The sequence below is a fragment of the Desulfobacter sp. genome (assembly GCA_028768545.1).
Classification (GTDB): Bacteria; Desulfobacterota; Desulfobacteria; order Desulfobacterales; family Desulfobacteraceae; genus Desulfobacter.
The window spans coordinates 434,979-449,403 of the sequence record CP054838.1 but is presented as its reverse complement, the minus strand read 5'-3'; the positions used below and the strand labels follow the sequence as shown (position 1 = coordinate 449,403).

Here is a 14,425-nt window from a genome sequence, read left to right as displayed (position 1 = left end):
CCACGCCCGGGCCATGTGAATCCAGTTGCATTTTTTTAAAAAACAGGCTATTTTTTATTCTTAATTAATTAAAATTGTTGGTCATAAAATATCTAAACTGAAGACTCTTTAAGGACAAAATCTCTTATGCTGCTCAGGTTCAGGACGTTGATTCACAAAAGGGCTTATTTTGTGCCCCTGCTCTGGATATTGCCTTTCCTGGTCACCTTCATTGCCCAGGGCTGTTCAGTCAAGTCCAATATGATGCACCATCTTTCCAAAAGTATTTTAAACAACTATGCCCAGAATGCCATGTGTCAGGCCAATGACCATGCCTGCGGCCTCATGGATTATGGCCAATAAAGACGATTTTAATGCTCTGGCTGAAATATCACGTATCGAGGCCATCATGGCGCATGTGATCCGTGTGGATGAAACATTCAGGGACGGGGCAGCCTATCTATATCTTGGCACCTTGTCCACCTTTCTCCCTCCGGCGTTAGGCGGAAAACCAGACCAGGGAAAAATTTATTTTGAAAAAGCCATTGATCTGTCCAAAGGAAAAAACCTGATGACCAAGGTGGTCTATGCCAAACTCTATGCCAAAATGATGTTTGACAGACCCCTTCATGACGAGGGCGTTCAAAATTCTGTGTCAGTTGAATGAAAGCTGATATACTCAGCTAAATAAGGAGAACTGACATGACCGAAGAAAACACCGAATTTGATTTTCAAAAAGCCCTTAAAGGCATCCAGGAAGGTAAACCCTTCACAGGTAAGGGCGGCGTCCTTACATCATTAATCAAAAATCTTGCTGAAGCTGCTCTTGAAGGAGAGTTGGAGTCCCATCTCGGGCAGGAAGTTTCTGCCAACCGCCGTAATGGAAAAAGCAAAAAGACCATTAAATCCCTGGATGGTAAATTTGAGCTAAAAACCCCGCGTGACAGGGCCGGAACCTTCTCTCCACAGATCGTCAAAAAACATCAGACAACGCTCAGCGATGAAATTGAAAGAAAGATAATAGCCCTTTACGGCCTGGGCATGAGTTATAATGATATGGCTTCCCATTTACAGGAAATCTATGGACTTGAGATTTCAAATGCCACTCTGAGCACCATTACCGATAAAATCATCCATACCGTCAAAGAATGGCAGGCCAGGCCGTTGGAAAATGTGTACCCAATCGTATGGCTTGATGCCATACATTATAAAGTACGAGAAAACGGAAAGGTCGGCAGCAAAGCCGTTTACACAATTCTTGGGGTGAATATCGAGGGCCGCAAAGAGGTTCTTGGGCTGTACATATCCGAGAATGAGGGTGCGAACTTCTGGCTGCAGGTGTTAACAGACCTTTCAAACCGAGGGGTAAAAGATATCCTGATTGCCTGTGTTGATGGTCTAAAAGGTTTTCCCGAGGCCATTGAGACCATATTCCCGGACACAGAAGTTCAAGTCTGCGTAGTCCACCAGATCCGAAATTCATTGAAATACGTTGGTTCCAAAAATAAAAAGGAATTTATGGCAGATCTAAAACGTGTTTATAAAGCGGTCAATAAGGATCTGGCCGAAGAAGAACTGGATATCTTGGAAAATAAATGGAATGACAAATACCCGATTGTGATAAAATCCTGGCGGAACAACTGGGAACGCCTCAGTCATTTCTTTAAATATCCAGAAGAGATTCGACGGATAATATACACCACAAATACCATTGAGGCTGTGCATCGACAGTTTCGAAAACTGACCAAAACAAAGGGATCATTCCCGAACCAGGACAGCCTGTTAAAGCTGCTTTACATGGGGATCCAGAACGCCAGTAAAAAATGGACAATGCCGATTCAAAATTGGTCACTGACAATTTCCCAGTTGGCAATTTTCTTTGAAGGCCGGCTGGATAAAGAGCTGGGAATTTGATAGGGATTTATTTACAGATGGAAAAGATGGTTCCAGGAACTCCACTCCAGCAAAAGTCAACTCCTCCGACGTGGCTGATTGAAGGCCCATTCTCGGACCTGACTTTTACTTCCGCTGGCGCTGAGGCAGATCCGGGAACCGAAACCGTGACACAGAATTCTGAACATTCCCTCATCTTTTTTTTCGAGTGATTCCGAGTTGTTTCATATTATACCAGATACAGGCACGGGATACTCCGAAATGCTGCGCCCTTTCCGATTGTGTCATGTCATCATTTGTCTCCACATGGAGGCGCAAAGCTTCCAGATCCAAACTTCGTGGTCCTTTTGGACCGGGTTTCTTGTATGACAAACCATCTTCGGCAGACGTCCAGTTGTGAACACTTCCACGGGATACATTAAACTGACTGGCAGCTTCCGTCTTGCTTCCTCCATTTTCTACAAAATCTATAACGCGTTTGCGTAAATCTGATGAATATCTCATGGGGAAAATATAAGTTGTATAAATCCTTGTTCAAGTAATTGTTTGCTCTGCTATATCTGTGAACGCCCTTACCGAACTGCGGTTTTGTATAATGTCTGCAACGGTCATTTTAGGTCTCCTCTGCCGTGTGGCGCCCGATCATCCCGGTCCGGATGACCGGGATGATCAAGGTGTTTATTCCGGCCTGGATTATGGGCGGATAAGGGATGGGACCAATTTAAAGCATCTCAATGGCGCAGGCCATGGCAACCCCGCCGCCGCCGCAGAGGGTGGCCATGCCCAGGGAGTCGCCCCGTTTTTTCATGGCATAGATCAGGGTGGTGATGATCCTTGCGCCGGTGCTGCCAACAGGATGGCCAAGGCCGATGCCCGAGCCGTTGACATTGGTGATTTCCCGGTTCAGGCCGAGTTCTTTTTCACACCCGAGATACTGGGAGGCAAAGGCTTCGTTGACTTCCATGAGCTGGAAATCGTTTATCTTAAGGCCGGATCTGTCCAGAAGATTGTTTACGGCCGGCACAGGGGAAATTCCCATGACCGTGGGATGGCAGGCGCCCATGCCAGAGGCTTTGATCCGTGCAATGGGGGCAAGACCCAGTTCCTTTGCCTTGTCAGCAGACATGATCACAAGTCCTGTGGACCCGTCATTGATGCCCGAGGAGTTGCCTGCCGTGACTTTACCGGTTTTGGGGATAAAGGCCGGGGGCAGGGCTGCAAGTTTTTCCATGGTCATGCCGGGTCTGAAATGTTCGTCCTTGTCAAAGATCAAAGGATCTTTTTTCCGCTGGGGCACTTCAATGGGAACGATTTCATCGGCAAAAGAGCCGTCATTGGTGGCCCGTTCCGCATTATTGTGGGAGCGCAGGGCCACCTCGTCCATCTCCTGCCTGGAAATATTGAGATGCTGGGCCACAAATTCTGCGGTATGGCCCATGATATAGGGCTTGCCCATGAAATAAGAGGCCGGGGCTTCAGCCGTGTTGAGCGGGGTGGTCTCATCAAAGGGCATGACATGGGAGCCGCAGTGAAGGGCGTGGATCATGGCGTCCACAAACTGGGTGTCCTGGAGGCGGCAGCCCCAGCGTGCCTTGGGTACGGTATAGGGAACCCCTGACATATGCTCGACCCCGCCGGCCAGGATGACATCGGCCATGCCGGCCTGGATCATGGCCATGCCCGAGAGTACGGATTCCATGCCCGAGATGCAGACCCGGTTGATGGTCACGGCAGGTACGGATTCAGGGATGCCGGCCATTAGGGCCCCCACCCGTGTGGTGTTGAGGGTGTCATGGTGCTCTACACAGGTGCCGTAGCGGACATCGTCAATGATGTCAGGGTCAATGCCTGCCCGTTTGATGGCTTCTTTCATGGTGATACTGGCGATATAGGCGCCGTTCAGATTTTTGAGGGTGCCGCCGAAGGCACCGATGGCCGTGCGGCAGGCCGATACAATCACAACGTCTTTCATTTTTGTATTCCTTCATTTAGGTTGAGTTCAGTTATTTTGATGCAAACGCCTCGTCTGCTATCTCCATGGCGGCATTGTCGCAGGCCTGGATGGCCGCCATTTTGCCCTGGGTCACGGGCAGTATTGATGCGGTAAAAAACTGGGCCGAGGCCAGGATTCCCTGGTAAAAGGCCTTGTCTTTTTTCTTGGGTTTGGCCTCAAGTTTTTCTGAGGCAATCACGGCCCGCCACAAGAGCATCCAGGCCATGAGCACGTCGCCTGTTACATCCAAAAAGGGATGGGCATGGGAAAATGCCTGCTCAATTTTACCCTCTCCCATGAGGCTGCCAAGGGATTTGGCGGTTTCCATGAGTTGGGTCAGGGTGGATTCCAGAAGTTCTGCCTGGGGGGATAGGCCCGCCACGTTTTTGGCGGTTTCAATGGTGGCGGAGACTTCGCCGATAAGGTCGGTAAAGGCTTTTCCTTTGTTCAGGCCCAGTTTTCTGCCCAAAAGGTCCATGGCCTGGATCCCGTTGGTGCCTTCGTAAATCTGGGTGATTTTGCAGTCTCTCAGGATCTGCTCCTGGGGATATTCCTTGATAAATCCGTATCCCCCGAAGACCTGGACCCCGTCCGAGCAAAGTTCAAAGGCCCGGTCCGTGATATAGCCCTTGGCCACGGGGATGAGCACATCAATGATGCCCTGGAACCGGGCCCGGTCTTCATCATTGTCAGCCACCTTGAGCCGGTCTTCCATGTATCCCACATAATAGAGGATGGATCTCATGGCCTCGGTATGGGATTTCATGTTGAGCAAAATCCGCCGGATATCCGGGTGCTGGATAATGGGCACCCCGGGAGAGCCTTTGGGGGCGGTGAGGGCTGCGCCCTGGACCCGTTCTTTGGCATAGTTTAAGGCGTTGAGGTAGGAGGCGCTGGCACAGGCAAACCCCTGCATGCCCACGTGGAGCCTGGCCTCGTTCATCATCACAAACATGGCGCTCATGCCGCGGTTTTCCTGGCCCAAAAGGGTGCCGATGCATTGGCCCTTGCCCCCCAATGCCATGGAACAGGTGGGACTGCCGTGGATCCCCATTTTTTCTTCGATCCCGGTACAGACGATGTCGTTGAACTCGCCCATGGACCCGTCATCCCCCACCCGGAACTTGGGCACCAGGAAAAGCGAGATGCCGGCAGTGCCTTCAGGAGCCCCTTCAATCCGGGCCAGCACCGGGTGGATGACGTTTTCAACCAGGTCGTTGTCTCCGGACGAGATAAAGATTTTATTGCCCACAATGGAGTAAGTTCCGTCCCCGTTGGGTGTGGCACGGGTGGTGAGCGCCCCCACATCGGATCCTGCCTCGGGTTCGGTCAACAGCATGGAACCGCCCCAGACACCGGTGTACATTTTTTTCAAGTAAAGTTCTTTTTGTTTGTCCGTGCCGAATTTTTCCACAAGCTTGCCGGCCCCGTGGGCCAGGATATTGTGGAGCATAAACGGATAGTTGGCTCCGTTAAAAAAATTGTTGGCCGCCAGAGCCACGGTTGCGGGCATGCCCTGGCCGCCCCAGTCCGGGTCATCGCACATGGCAATCCATTCACCTTCGGCAAAGAGTTTGTATGCCCGGTGAAAGGCTTTGGGCACTGAGACCTGGCCGTTGTCAAAGGTGCAGCCCTCTTCGTCCGCCTCCTTGAGATAGGGCAGCAGCTCCTTGATGGCCAGGTTTCTTGCCTCGGAAACCACCATATCAATGGTTTTTTCGTTAAAATCTTCAAATTGTTCGTGCCGGCTCAAGTTCGCCACCTTTAATTGTTCGTGGAGCACAAAGTCCACATCCCGCCGGTCTGCTACCTGCTGCGCCATACTGCCTCCTTGTCTGTATTATCAGCCAAAACCTTGATGATTAAAGTTGCTCTTTAGTATTCAAAAAAGGGTTACCCTATGTTGTATAGTCGTAAAAGCCTTTGCCGCTTTTTCTTCCCAAATATCCTGCCCTGACCATTTTCCTGAGCAGGGGGGCGGGCCTGTATTTGTCTTCTCCCAGTTCCGAATGAAAGCCTTCCAAAACCAGGAGCATGGTGTCCAGTCCCACCATGTCTGCCAGGGCCAGGGGCCCTATGGGATGGTTGGCTCCCAGGGTCATGGCATTGTCAATATCCTCGGGGGATGCAATGCCTTCGGCCAGAACAAAGATGGCCTCGTTGATCATGGGGCAGAGGATTCGGTTTACGGCAAATCCCGGGGCTTCTTTCACCTCAATGGCGGTTTTCTTGATTTTGTCCACAAAATCCTTGGCCATGTTCAAGGTGTCGTCCGAGGTGGTAAATCCCCGGATAAGCTCCACAAGGCGCATCACAGGCACGGGGTTGAAAAAATGCATGCCGATGAACTGGCCCGGCCTTCCTGTGGCCGAGGCCATTTCCGTGATGGAAAGACCCGAGGTGTTGGAGGCAAACAAGGCCTCTTTTTTGCAGATGGTATCCAACTCCCTGAAGACCTGTTTTTTGATCTCCATGACCTCGATGATGGCCTCGATGACAAGGTCGGCATCCCGGGCGGCCATGGTCAGGTCTGTGGTGCCCGAGACCCGGTCCATGACCGTGTCTGCCTCTTTTGAGGTCATTTTTCCCTTGGACACGGCCCGGTCCAGGTTGGATTTTATGGTGGTCAGACCGTTTTCAACAAACCGGTCTTCCATGTCTCTTAAGATGACCTCAAATCCTGCCTGGGCCGCACATTGGGCAATGCCTGCCCCCATGATGCCCGCCCCCAGAACCGTTACTTTTTTCATTGCTCTCCTCCCTTTGTGTTATATTCTGAACAAATTTAAGCAATATTCATGCCAGGATTTCAAAGGCCCAAAGGAGAGGGCTGCGGCCCTTTGCCTGGCCATAAAATTAAGATTTCTGTTCCATGGAAAAGTTTTTTCTGTTCTATTTTCCGGATTTGTAATAATCTGTCTTATGGGACAGTCTGAAAGCCTTTTTTATCTTTACCCGGCAGAGGAGCGATACCATGGAGATGAATGAAAACGATTTTTTCAGGGAAGCCACCCTAAAGCTTTGTTCGAGCCTTGAAATTGAGCGGGCCCTTCACCACTGCCTGCTCTATGTCAGAAAGTTCATGCCCGCAGACCAGATGGGGTTCCATGTTTATCACAGGGATGCCGGTGTTGTGGAGACCCTGGCCCTGGCCGCACCCAATGGGGGCCAGGCCATGTCCATGAAGATTCCTCTGTCCGGACAGGGGCGCACCCTCATTGAAGAGCGACGGCTGGACCGGGTTAGGTCCATAGACCGTTTGGGAGATGATCCCATCACAGGACCTGTGGCAGACCGGCTCAAGGCCTGGGATTTGTCTGCCGTGGTCATTGACCTGGTGCTCGAAGGGACCATGCTGGGTATTTTTTCCGTGTTCAACAATGGCAAAACCCGGTTTTCAGATGACCATGTCCGGCTGCTGAGCCTGCTGGACAAGCCCTGCGCCATTGCCCTGACCAATTCCCTCAGGTTCAGGGAGCTGAAAAATTTAAAAGAGCTGTTGGCAGACGATAACCGGTATTTCCAGGATGAGCTGAACCGTATGGCCGGAGAAACCGTGATCGGAGCGGGCCAGGGCCTTGAAGGGGTGATGAAAATGGTCCACCAGGTTTCTCCCCTGGAAAGTCCGGTGCTGTTGTTCGGCGAGACCGGCACGGGCAAGGAGGTGATTGCCAATGCCATTCATAATTTTTCCCTTCGAAACCAGGGCCCTTTTATCCGGGTCAACTGCGGGGCCATCCCGGCCTCCCTTCTGGATTCTGAGCTTTTCGGGTATGAAAAAGGGGCCTTTACAGGGGCAGTGGCCAGAAAGCGGGGACGGATTGAGCGGGCCCGGGGGGGGACCTTGTTTCTGGATGAAATCGGAGAACTGAGTGCCGAAGCCCAGATCCGCCTTTTGCGGGTGCTCCAGGAAAAGGAGATCGACCGGGTGGGCGGAACCGAGACCATACGGGTCAATATCAGGGTCATTGCCGCCACCCACCGGAATTTAGAAGAGATGATGGCCCAAAACCGGTTCCGGCCGGATCTGTTTTTTCGGCTCAGGGTCTTTCCCATTACCATTCCCCCCTTGCGCAACCGGGCAGGGGATATTCCGGCCCTGGTGGATCATTTTATTTTAAAAAAAGCCAGGGAGATGAAACTGCTCAAAATTCCTTGGGTATCCGCCCATGTCATGGACGGGCTTATGGCCTATGCCTGGCCCGGCAATGTCAGGGAGCTTGAAAATGCCGTGGAGCGGTCCATGATTCTGGACCGGGAAGGCGGGCTTCTTTTTAAAGAGATTACCGCCCTGCCGGCCCAGCCCATCCAGGGACCTGCAAAAGAGGGGTTTGTTGGTCTGGACCAGGTGATCTCCGCCCATATCCGCCAGGCCATGGATCTTTGTAATGGCCGTGTGGAAGGGGAAAAGGGGGCGTCAACCCTGTTGAAAATTAATCCCTCCACCTTGCGCAAAAGGATGAAAAAGCTTAATATTCCCTTTGGACGGAACAGCGTTTTACAAAAAAAAATCGTTTAAAGAACAGATCCATTGACTAAAAAAGGAAAATATAAATGAAGGCATTGAAACGGGCAGGCCGGGGGATTATTTTGGCGGTTGCCGGGTGCAGCTCCACCCGGGTTGACCGGGTGGCGGTGGACAAGACCATTGATCTGAGCGGGCGGTGGAATGACACGGACTCCAGGCTGGTATCCGAGGAGATGGTTCAGGATGTGATGACAAGGCCCTGGGTGGGGGATTATCGGGTGTCCCACCAGGGACAGGCCCCTGCCGTGATTGTGGGCACGGTGCGCAACAGGAGTGATGAACATATCAACACCCAGACCTTTGTCAAGGATCTGGAGCGGGCCCTGGTCAACTCCGGTGAGGTGGATCTTGTGGCAAGCAGCCAGGAACGGATGGAAGTCCGGGCCGAACGCCAGGATCAGGTCACCCATTCTTCAGAAGAAACCGCCAAGGAGGACGGCATGGAAACGGGGGCGGATTTCATGCTTCAAGGCGATATCAATACCATTTCCGATCGGGTGGAAGGAAAAGAGGTGAAATACTACCAGGTCAACCTGGAACTGATCCATATCCAGTCCCATAAAAAGGTGTGGCTGGGAGAGAAAAAGATTAAAAAAATGGTGGAAAAGAAAAAATTCTGGTTCTAATCAGACATCTTTTTTGTTTCGGGCATTGGACTGTTCTTGCCCTGGGAGTGTTGTTTACCGGGTGTGCCTCCCACGTTCCCTATGATGTTTTAGATCGGCATCTGTCCGGCAACGATTGTCAGGCAGCCATTGACCTGATGGCTGCCCATGAATCAGATTACGGGGAAAATGACGCCCTCTTGTTCCATCTGGATTCGGCCATGGTTCAGATGGAATGCCGGGATTTTAATGGGGCCCAGAAACATTTCAGGGCTGCCGAAGATTTGGCTGAGCAGCTTTATACCCTGAGCCTGTCCAGGGAAGCCATCTCCTTTGTGACCAATGAGTATGTCCTGGCCTACCCGGGAGATGATTTTGAACGGGCCATGATTCATCTCATGTCCGCCCTGACCTTTCTGGATGAGGGCCAGCCCCGGGAAGCCCTGGTGGAATGCCGTCGCCTGGACTCTTTGCTGACCCTGTTCAATGACAAGTATGACTCAAAAAATGTGTACAGGGAAGATGCCTTTGCCCGTTATCTGAGCGGGATTCTCAGAGAGGCGGACAATGACGTTTCCGGGGCGTTTATCGACTATAAAAAAGCGGTGGAAACCTATCAAGACTATGAAAAAAATTATGGGACAGGCATGCCCCGGGATCTGGGGCCGGACCTGTTTCGTGCGGCCAGAAAAACAGGCCGGGTCATGGATGCCATGGAAGTCCTAACGGGATATGGGGATTTTTTCCATGAAAAAACGCCCCCGGGTTCGGGCCAGGTGGTCTGGATTCAGCTGGCAGGGAAAATGCCCCCCAAAAAAGAGGACCGGGTCATGGTTCCCACGACCCATGGCCCCTTGACCATTGCCTTTCCGAAGTTTGCCCCTCAGGATCCCCCGGGAATTGCCCCTGTTTTTTGCCTGAGATCCCAAACCGGGCAAACCATTGAAAAAAAGGGGGCGTTGGTTTCTGATCTTTCAGCCATTGCCCGGGCCGCGGCTAAACAGGCAGTGATTCACCAGATTGCCAAAAATGATAACAAGGAAACCCAGAAGACCGTTGAAAATGTATTTAAATATTTTAAATACCCTGGTTGAGCATGCAGATACCCGGTCCTGGCGGACCCTGCCCGGCCAGATTTATATGAGACGGTTTTTTTTGCCCCCTGGACAATGGCAGGCTGCCATGGGCACCCGGGACAGAAAAATTCATAAAAACCTTCTGCAGGGTCATCGCATGTAACTTTTATTAAGATTCGTCCTTACCCGGCTGGAATAGGTGAGGGGGATTCCGTTAAATCTTAAGCGGTCGTCCTGACCGCTTAAGAAGCGGAAATGATCGGACCTATGCCGTCCTGGCGGGCCGCTCATTTACGCCACTCCACCCCCTTCACCCTATCCCAGTCTGGCTCTCCTGGCTTGCTATAGTATATGAGCATCGAACAAAATTTTCCTAGACATCGCTGCACAGATACGATATATATGGCAATAAACACAAGGAGTTGCCAATGAACGAAAAAAAATCTCTTGAAACTTTTTTTGACAATATTCAGGACCCCAGACACCACAATAAGCTTCATAATTTAATTGATGTCGTCATCATCGCAATTTGTGCGGTAGTTGCTGGCGCAGACACTTATGAGCAAATTGAAAACTTTGGCAAAAAGAGAAAAAGGTGGTTGTCAAAATTTCTAAGCCTTCCCCATGGGATACCCTCCCATGACACCTTTGGCAGAATTTTTGAAAGGATGAACCCGAATGAATTTCAGAGCAGTTTTATGCACTGGGTTCAGTCGGTTGCAAAGATGACCAAAGGTCAAGTCATTGCAATCGACGGCAAAACTCTAAGGCGTTCACACGATACCTCCAATGATAAGAAAGCCATTCATATGATCAGTGCGTGGGCTTCGTCTAATAAAGTGGTTTTAGGGCAATTAAAAACCGAAGAAAAATCAAATGAAATTACGGCCATTCCAAATCTTTTAAAACTTTTAGATATCTCGGGCTGCATTATAACCATTGATGCCATGGGCACTCAAAAGAAAATCGCTGAAACCATAATAAACAAAGGGTGTGACTATGTCCTTGCCCTGAAAGAAAATCATAAAACCTTGCATGATGAAGCGGTACTTTTTTTCAATAAAATGGAAGAAATGAAAAATCAGGGGTACCAGTTTAATGAACAGACCAGTGTTGACGGAGGGCACGGTCGAGTCGAAACGCGCAGGGCTGTGATAACCTCTGATATTGATTGGTTTGAAGATAAAAAAAGTTGGAAAGGTTTGAAAAATATTGGAATGATTGAATCCACCCGGGAAATGGACGGCCAGATCAGTCATGAAAAGCGATATTATATATCGAGCCTGGATAGCGACCCCAATATTTTTGGTAATGCTGTCAGGAGGCATTGGGGAATTGAAAATTCAGTGCATTGGGTATTGGATATTGCGTTCCGTGAAGACGAAAGCAGAGTCAGAAAGGGGAACTCTCCTGAGAATTTTGCAGCGATTCGGCACATTGCATTAAATTTATAGCAATGCCGATAATTATTTATACATCCTGATAATTTCATCAATCGTTTCGTTTTCATTGTATTCACGGATGGTTTTTAGGGCCGCAAAATCGTGTTCAATCGGATTGAGATCCGGTGAATACGGGGGCAAAAACAAAAGAGCTGCACCAGTTCTTTCTATCAAATATTTGGTTTCTTCGCCCTTGTGGAAGGATGCGTTATCCATCACAACGACATGATTATCGTTCAGATGTGGACTCAACTGGTGTTCGATCCAAGCATTAAAGATATCCGCATTGCATGTTCCCTGAAACAAAAATGGTTCTTCAAAACTATATTCGATGCGGGCAGCAATCAAAGACGTTCGAGGGTGCTTTGTTCCTGCAATCAAACCATGAACACGCTGCCCTTTGAGAGCATATCCATAGCGACGGGTTGTATAAGGCGAAAAGCCGCTTTCATCAACATAAACAAACGTTTTGCAACGACGTACATAACGTTCACGAAGACGAAGATATGCCTTTCTTTTGCTGTCGCTTCGCTCCCTGTATCCCGTCATCTTTTTTTTCGAGTGATTCCGAGTTGTTTCATATTATACCAGATACAGGCACGGGATACTCCGAAATGCTGCGCCCTTTCCGATTGTGTCATGTCATCATTTGTCTCCACATGGAGGCGCAAAGCTTCCAGATCCAAACTTCGTGGTCCTTTTGGACCGGGTTTCTTGTATGACAAACCATCTTCGGCAGACGTCCAGTTGTGAACACTTCCACGGGATACATTAAACTGACTGGCAGCTTCCGTCTTGCTTCCTCCATTTTCTACAAAATCTATAACGCGTTTGCGTAAATCTGATGAATATCTCATGGGGAAAATATAAGTTGTATAAATCCTTGTTCAAGTAATTGTTTGCTCTGCTATATTACGGAACAATAAGACATTTAAAGGGAGTGTAAAAACCAAAAGGTTGAATGCTGCTATGGATATCAAATATCTGGAGGAAGTTATGTTTGGATGATACTTGAACCAATCAAAACTATAGGCACTTTACAATATTTACATGCGTGAGCCCTGAAACCTTCTGGTGAAGGCCGGACAAATATCGTATATTGTGGTAAATGATTCTTTGGGGAGGGCGTTTCAATGATCAGCTCAACAGCCCGGTTCGGAACCTGCCTGAAACGGCAGACAAGTGTAATCGTATTTTTGGCCTTGGTCCTGGCAGGGGGATGTGCAAGATCGCCTTCCCCGGAACCTGCTGCAGGCCCTGATTTTCCAGATGAGCGGTATTTAAAGGCCGTGGCAGAGGGCAAAACCCTTCCCTCTGTGACAATATAAGTGAGACACTTACCCCTTGATAAATTAGTGTAGGGCGGGTAAGGCAATACTTATATGAAACCGATAAAAATGAACCCACTACCAGAGTCCGAAAAACAGGCAGCCCCCAAGGAGGCACCAATGGAAGGAGCCCATAGGGCGACTGGAATTGGTGCCTCCTTGGGGGGACAGGATTCAATCCCTGATCCTGAAGTTCCTGAGAAAAAGCCCCGGCGTAATTTCACTGCTTCTTATAAACTGCGTATTCTCCAAGAGGTTGAAAACTGCAATGAATCCGGAGGAATAGGTAGGATACTTCGAAGAGAGGGCCTCTATTCTTCAAATTTAGCCGATTGGCGCAAAGCCCGGAATAAAGGACTTCTCAACGCCATGGCACCTCGAAAGCGAGGGAGGAAATCCAAAGAGAAGAACCCATTGGCAACAGAGGTCGCCAGACTTCAAAAAGAAAAATCTAAATTAGAGCATAAGTTAAAACAGGCGGAACTCATCATTGAAGCCCAAAAAAAAATTTCTCAGATCCTGGGAATCCAACAAAATCTGGACGACCTCAAAGGAGACGACTGATGAATGCCGCCCTAACGTTAAGTTACGATATTGGGAAAAAGCCTTCATGTGAGGCTTTCGGTGTCCCTCGTTCATCTTTTTATAGGTTTTATTCTCCGAAAAAACATGTAAAATCAAAGCGGGGCAGTTCTCCTCTTTCTTTGAACCCTGATGAACAACAAACGGTTTTGGATATTCTTCACTCGGATACGTATCGAGACCAGGCCCCATACCAGGTCTATGCCAAGGAAAATACTATTGCTCCATCAGAACGATGTATCGGCTTCTTCACAAAGAACATGGTTCTGTGCCGGAACGAAGACGGCAGGTAAATCGCCCGAAATATAAAAAACCTGAATTGCTGGCAACCGGACCGAATCAGGTCTGGTCCTGGGATATTACCAAGTTGAAAAGCGTCACAAAATGGACTTATTTCTATCTGTATGTAATCATGGATATTTTCAGCAGGTATGTTGTCGGCTGGATGGTCGCCCATAGGGAACAAACAGCATTGGCCAAAAGGCTTATTGAGAAGTCCTGTGAAAACCAAAATATATTACCCGGTCAGCTTGGACTTCATGCAGATCGGGGAGCCAGTATGAAATCCAAAGGGGTTGCCCAGCTTCTTGTCGATTTAGGGGTAACCAAAACCCACAGCAGACCGCACGTCAGCAATGATAACCCTTACTCTGAAGCTCAATTTAAAACATTGAAATATTGTCCAAAATTTCCAAATCATTTTGGTTCGATTGAGGATGCAAGAACCTTTTGCCAGGATTTTTTTAGATATTACAACAAAGAGCATTACCATTCTGGTATTGGCCTGGTAACCCCGGAACAGTTTCATTATGGCATTGCTAAAGAGATTTATGGGTCTCGCTGTAGAACTTTGAAAGAGGCGTTTATTAAAAACCCAATACGCTTTAAGGGGAAAATCCCTCGGCCACCAGCTTTACCAGAAGCAGCCTGGATCAACAAACCGGAACAGGAAGAGAAGGATAAGATTGGAGCCTAATTTTAGGCATAAAGTGTCTCATT

The 14,425-nt window shown here is 49.1% G+C and carries 16 protein-coding genes and 1 pseudogene; 11 read left to right on the top strand and 6 right to left on the bottom strand.

Going from position 1 to position 14,425, the window contains the following annotated elements:
- The first annotated feature begins 126 nt into the window (after positions 1-126).
- The 3 genes from HUN05_02105 to HUN05_02095 are packed head-to-tail and all read left to right on the top strand — an operon-like array spanning position 127 to position 1,893.
- Positions 127-342: a hypothetical protein gene (locus HUN05_02105; protein ID WDP84102.1), complete on the top strand. Its 216-nt coding sequence runs from the start codon at positions 127-129 to the stop codon at positions 340-342.
- On the top strand, positions 278-646 hold the full coding sequence (locus tag HUN05_02100; protein ID WDP84101.1) for a hypothetical protein: 369 nt from the start codon (positions 278-280) through the stop codon (positions 644-646). The genes HUN05_02105 and HUN05_02100 overlap by 65 nt, the downstream gene beginning before the upstream one ends.
- Positions 647-681: 35 nt before the next feature.
- Positions 682-1,893 (top strand): IS256 family transposase, encoded by a 1,212-nt coding sequence (locus HUN05_02095; protein WDP84100.1) that lies wholly within the window; start codon positions 682-684, stop codon positions 1,891-1,893.
- 171 nt (positions 1,894-2,064) lie between these two features.
- On the opposite strand, the gene HUN05_02090 is transcribed toward HUN05_02095, so the two are convergent.
- From HUN05_02090 to HUN05_02075, 4 genes are all read right to left on the bottom strand, one after another.
- Positions 2,065-2,376 (bottom strand): hypothetical protein, encoded by a 312-nt coding sequence (locus tag HUN05_02090; GenBank protein WDP84099.1) that lies wholly within the window; start codon positions 2,374-2,376, stop codon positions 2,065-2,067.
- A gap of 217 nt (positions 2,377-2,593) precedes the next feature.
- The gene (locus tag HUN05_02085; GenBank protein ID WDP84098.1) at positions 2,594-3,844 is read right to left on the bottom strand and encodes an acetyl-CoA C-acyltransferase; all 1,251 of its coding nucleotides are present in this window, start codon (positions 3,842-3,844) and stop codon (positions 2,594-2,596) included.
- Between the two features lie 31 nt (positions 3,845-3,875).
- Positions 3,876-5,687 (bottom strand): acyl-CoA dehydrogenase, encoded by a 1,812-nt coding sequence (locus HUN05_02080; protein WDP84097.1) that lies wholly within the window; start codon positions 5,685-5,687, stop codon positions 3,876-3,878.
- A gap of 76 nt (positions 5,688-5,763) precedes the next feature.
- Positions 5,764-6,615 (bottom strand): 3-hydroxybutyryl-CoA dehydrogenase, encoded by an 852-nt coding sequence (locus tag HUN05_02075; GenBank protein ID WDP84096.1) that lies wholly within the window; start codon positions 6,613-6,615, stop codon positions 5,764-5,766.
- Positions 6,616-6,839: 224 nt separating this feature from the next.
- Here HUN05_02075 and HUN05_02070 point away from each other — a divergent pair, with 224 nt between their 5' ends.
- From HUN05_02070 to HUN05_02050, 5 genes are all read left to right on the top strand, one after another.
- Positions 6,840-8,384 carry a sigma-54-dependent Fis family transcriptional regulator gene (locus tag HUN05_02070; GenBank protein WDP84095.1) on the top strand — a complete coding sequence of 515 codons (1,545 nt, stop codon included), beginning with the start codon at positions 6,840-6,842 and terminating at the stop codon, positions 8,382-8,384.
- Positions 8,385-8,419: 35 nt separating this feature from the next.
- Positions 8,420-9,019, top strand: a complete 600-nt coding sequence (locus tag HUN05_02065; GenBank protein WDP84094.1) for a penicillin-binding protein activator LpoB — start codon at positions 8,420-8,422, stop codon at positions 9,017-9,019.
- A 50-nt stretch (positions 9,020-9,069) separates the two neighbouring features.
- Positions 9,070-10,092, top strand: a complete 1,023-nt coding sequence (locus HUN05_02060; protein ID WDP84093.1) for a hypothetical protein — start codon at positions 9,070-9,072, stop codon at positions 10,090-10,092.
- Complete coding sequence (locus tag HUN05_02055) at positions 10,061-10,237, top strand: hypothetical protein (GenBank protein ID WDP84092.1); 177 nt, start codon at positions 10,061-10,063, stop codon at positions 10,235-10,237. Before HUN05_02060 ends, HUN05_02055 begins: the two co-directional genes overlap by 32 nt.
- A 265-nt stretch (positions 10,238-10,502) precedes the next feature.
- Complete coding sequence (locus HUN05_02050) at positions 10,503-11,528, top strand: ISAs1 family transposase (GenBank protein ID WDP84091.1); 1,026 nt, start codon at positions 10,503-10,505, stop codon at positions 11,526-11,528.
- A gap of 12 nt (positions 11,529-11,540) precedes the next feature.
- Here HUN05_02050 and HUN05_02045 read toward each other — a convergent pair whose 3' ends face one another.
- Positions 11,541-12,065 carry an IS630 family transposase gene (locus HUN05_02045; GenBank protein ID WDP84090.1) on the bottom strand — a complete coding sequence of 175 codons (525 nt, stop codon included), beginning with the start codon at positions 12,063-12,065 and terminating at the stop codon, positions 11,541-11,543.
- Positions 12,062-12,373: a hypothetical protein gene (locus tag HUN05_02040; GenBank protein ID WDP84089.1), complete on the bottom strand. Its 312-nt coding sequence runs from the start codon at positions 12,371-12,373 to the stop codon at positions 12,062-12,064. Before HUN05_02040 ends, HUN05_02045 begins: the two co-directional genes overlap by 4 nt.
- 276 nt (positions 12,374-12,649) lie before the next feature.
- Between HUN05_02040 and HUN05_02035 the strand changes: the two genes are divergently transcribed.
- The 3 genes and pseudogenes from HUN05_02035 (at position 12,650) to HUN05_02025 (ending at position 14,402) form a co-directional block, all read left to right on the top strand.
- Entirely contained in the window at positions 12,650-12,844 is a 195-nt protein-coding gene (locus tag HUN05_02035) for a hypothetical protein (protein WDP84088.1), read from the top strand.
- A 54-nt stretch (positions 12,845-12,898) separates the two neighbouring features.
- Entirely contained in the window at positions 12,899-13,408 is a 510-nt protein-coding gene (locus HUN05_02030; GenBank protein WDP84087.1) for a hypothetical protein, read from the top strand.
- A pseudogene (locus tag HUN05_02025) lies at positions 13,405-14,402 on the top strand (IS3 family transposase). Before HUN05_02030 ends, HUN05_02025 begins: the two are co-directional and overlap by 4 nt.
- The last annotated feature ends 23 nt before the right edge of the window (positions 14,403-14,425 follow it).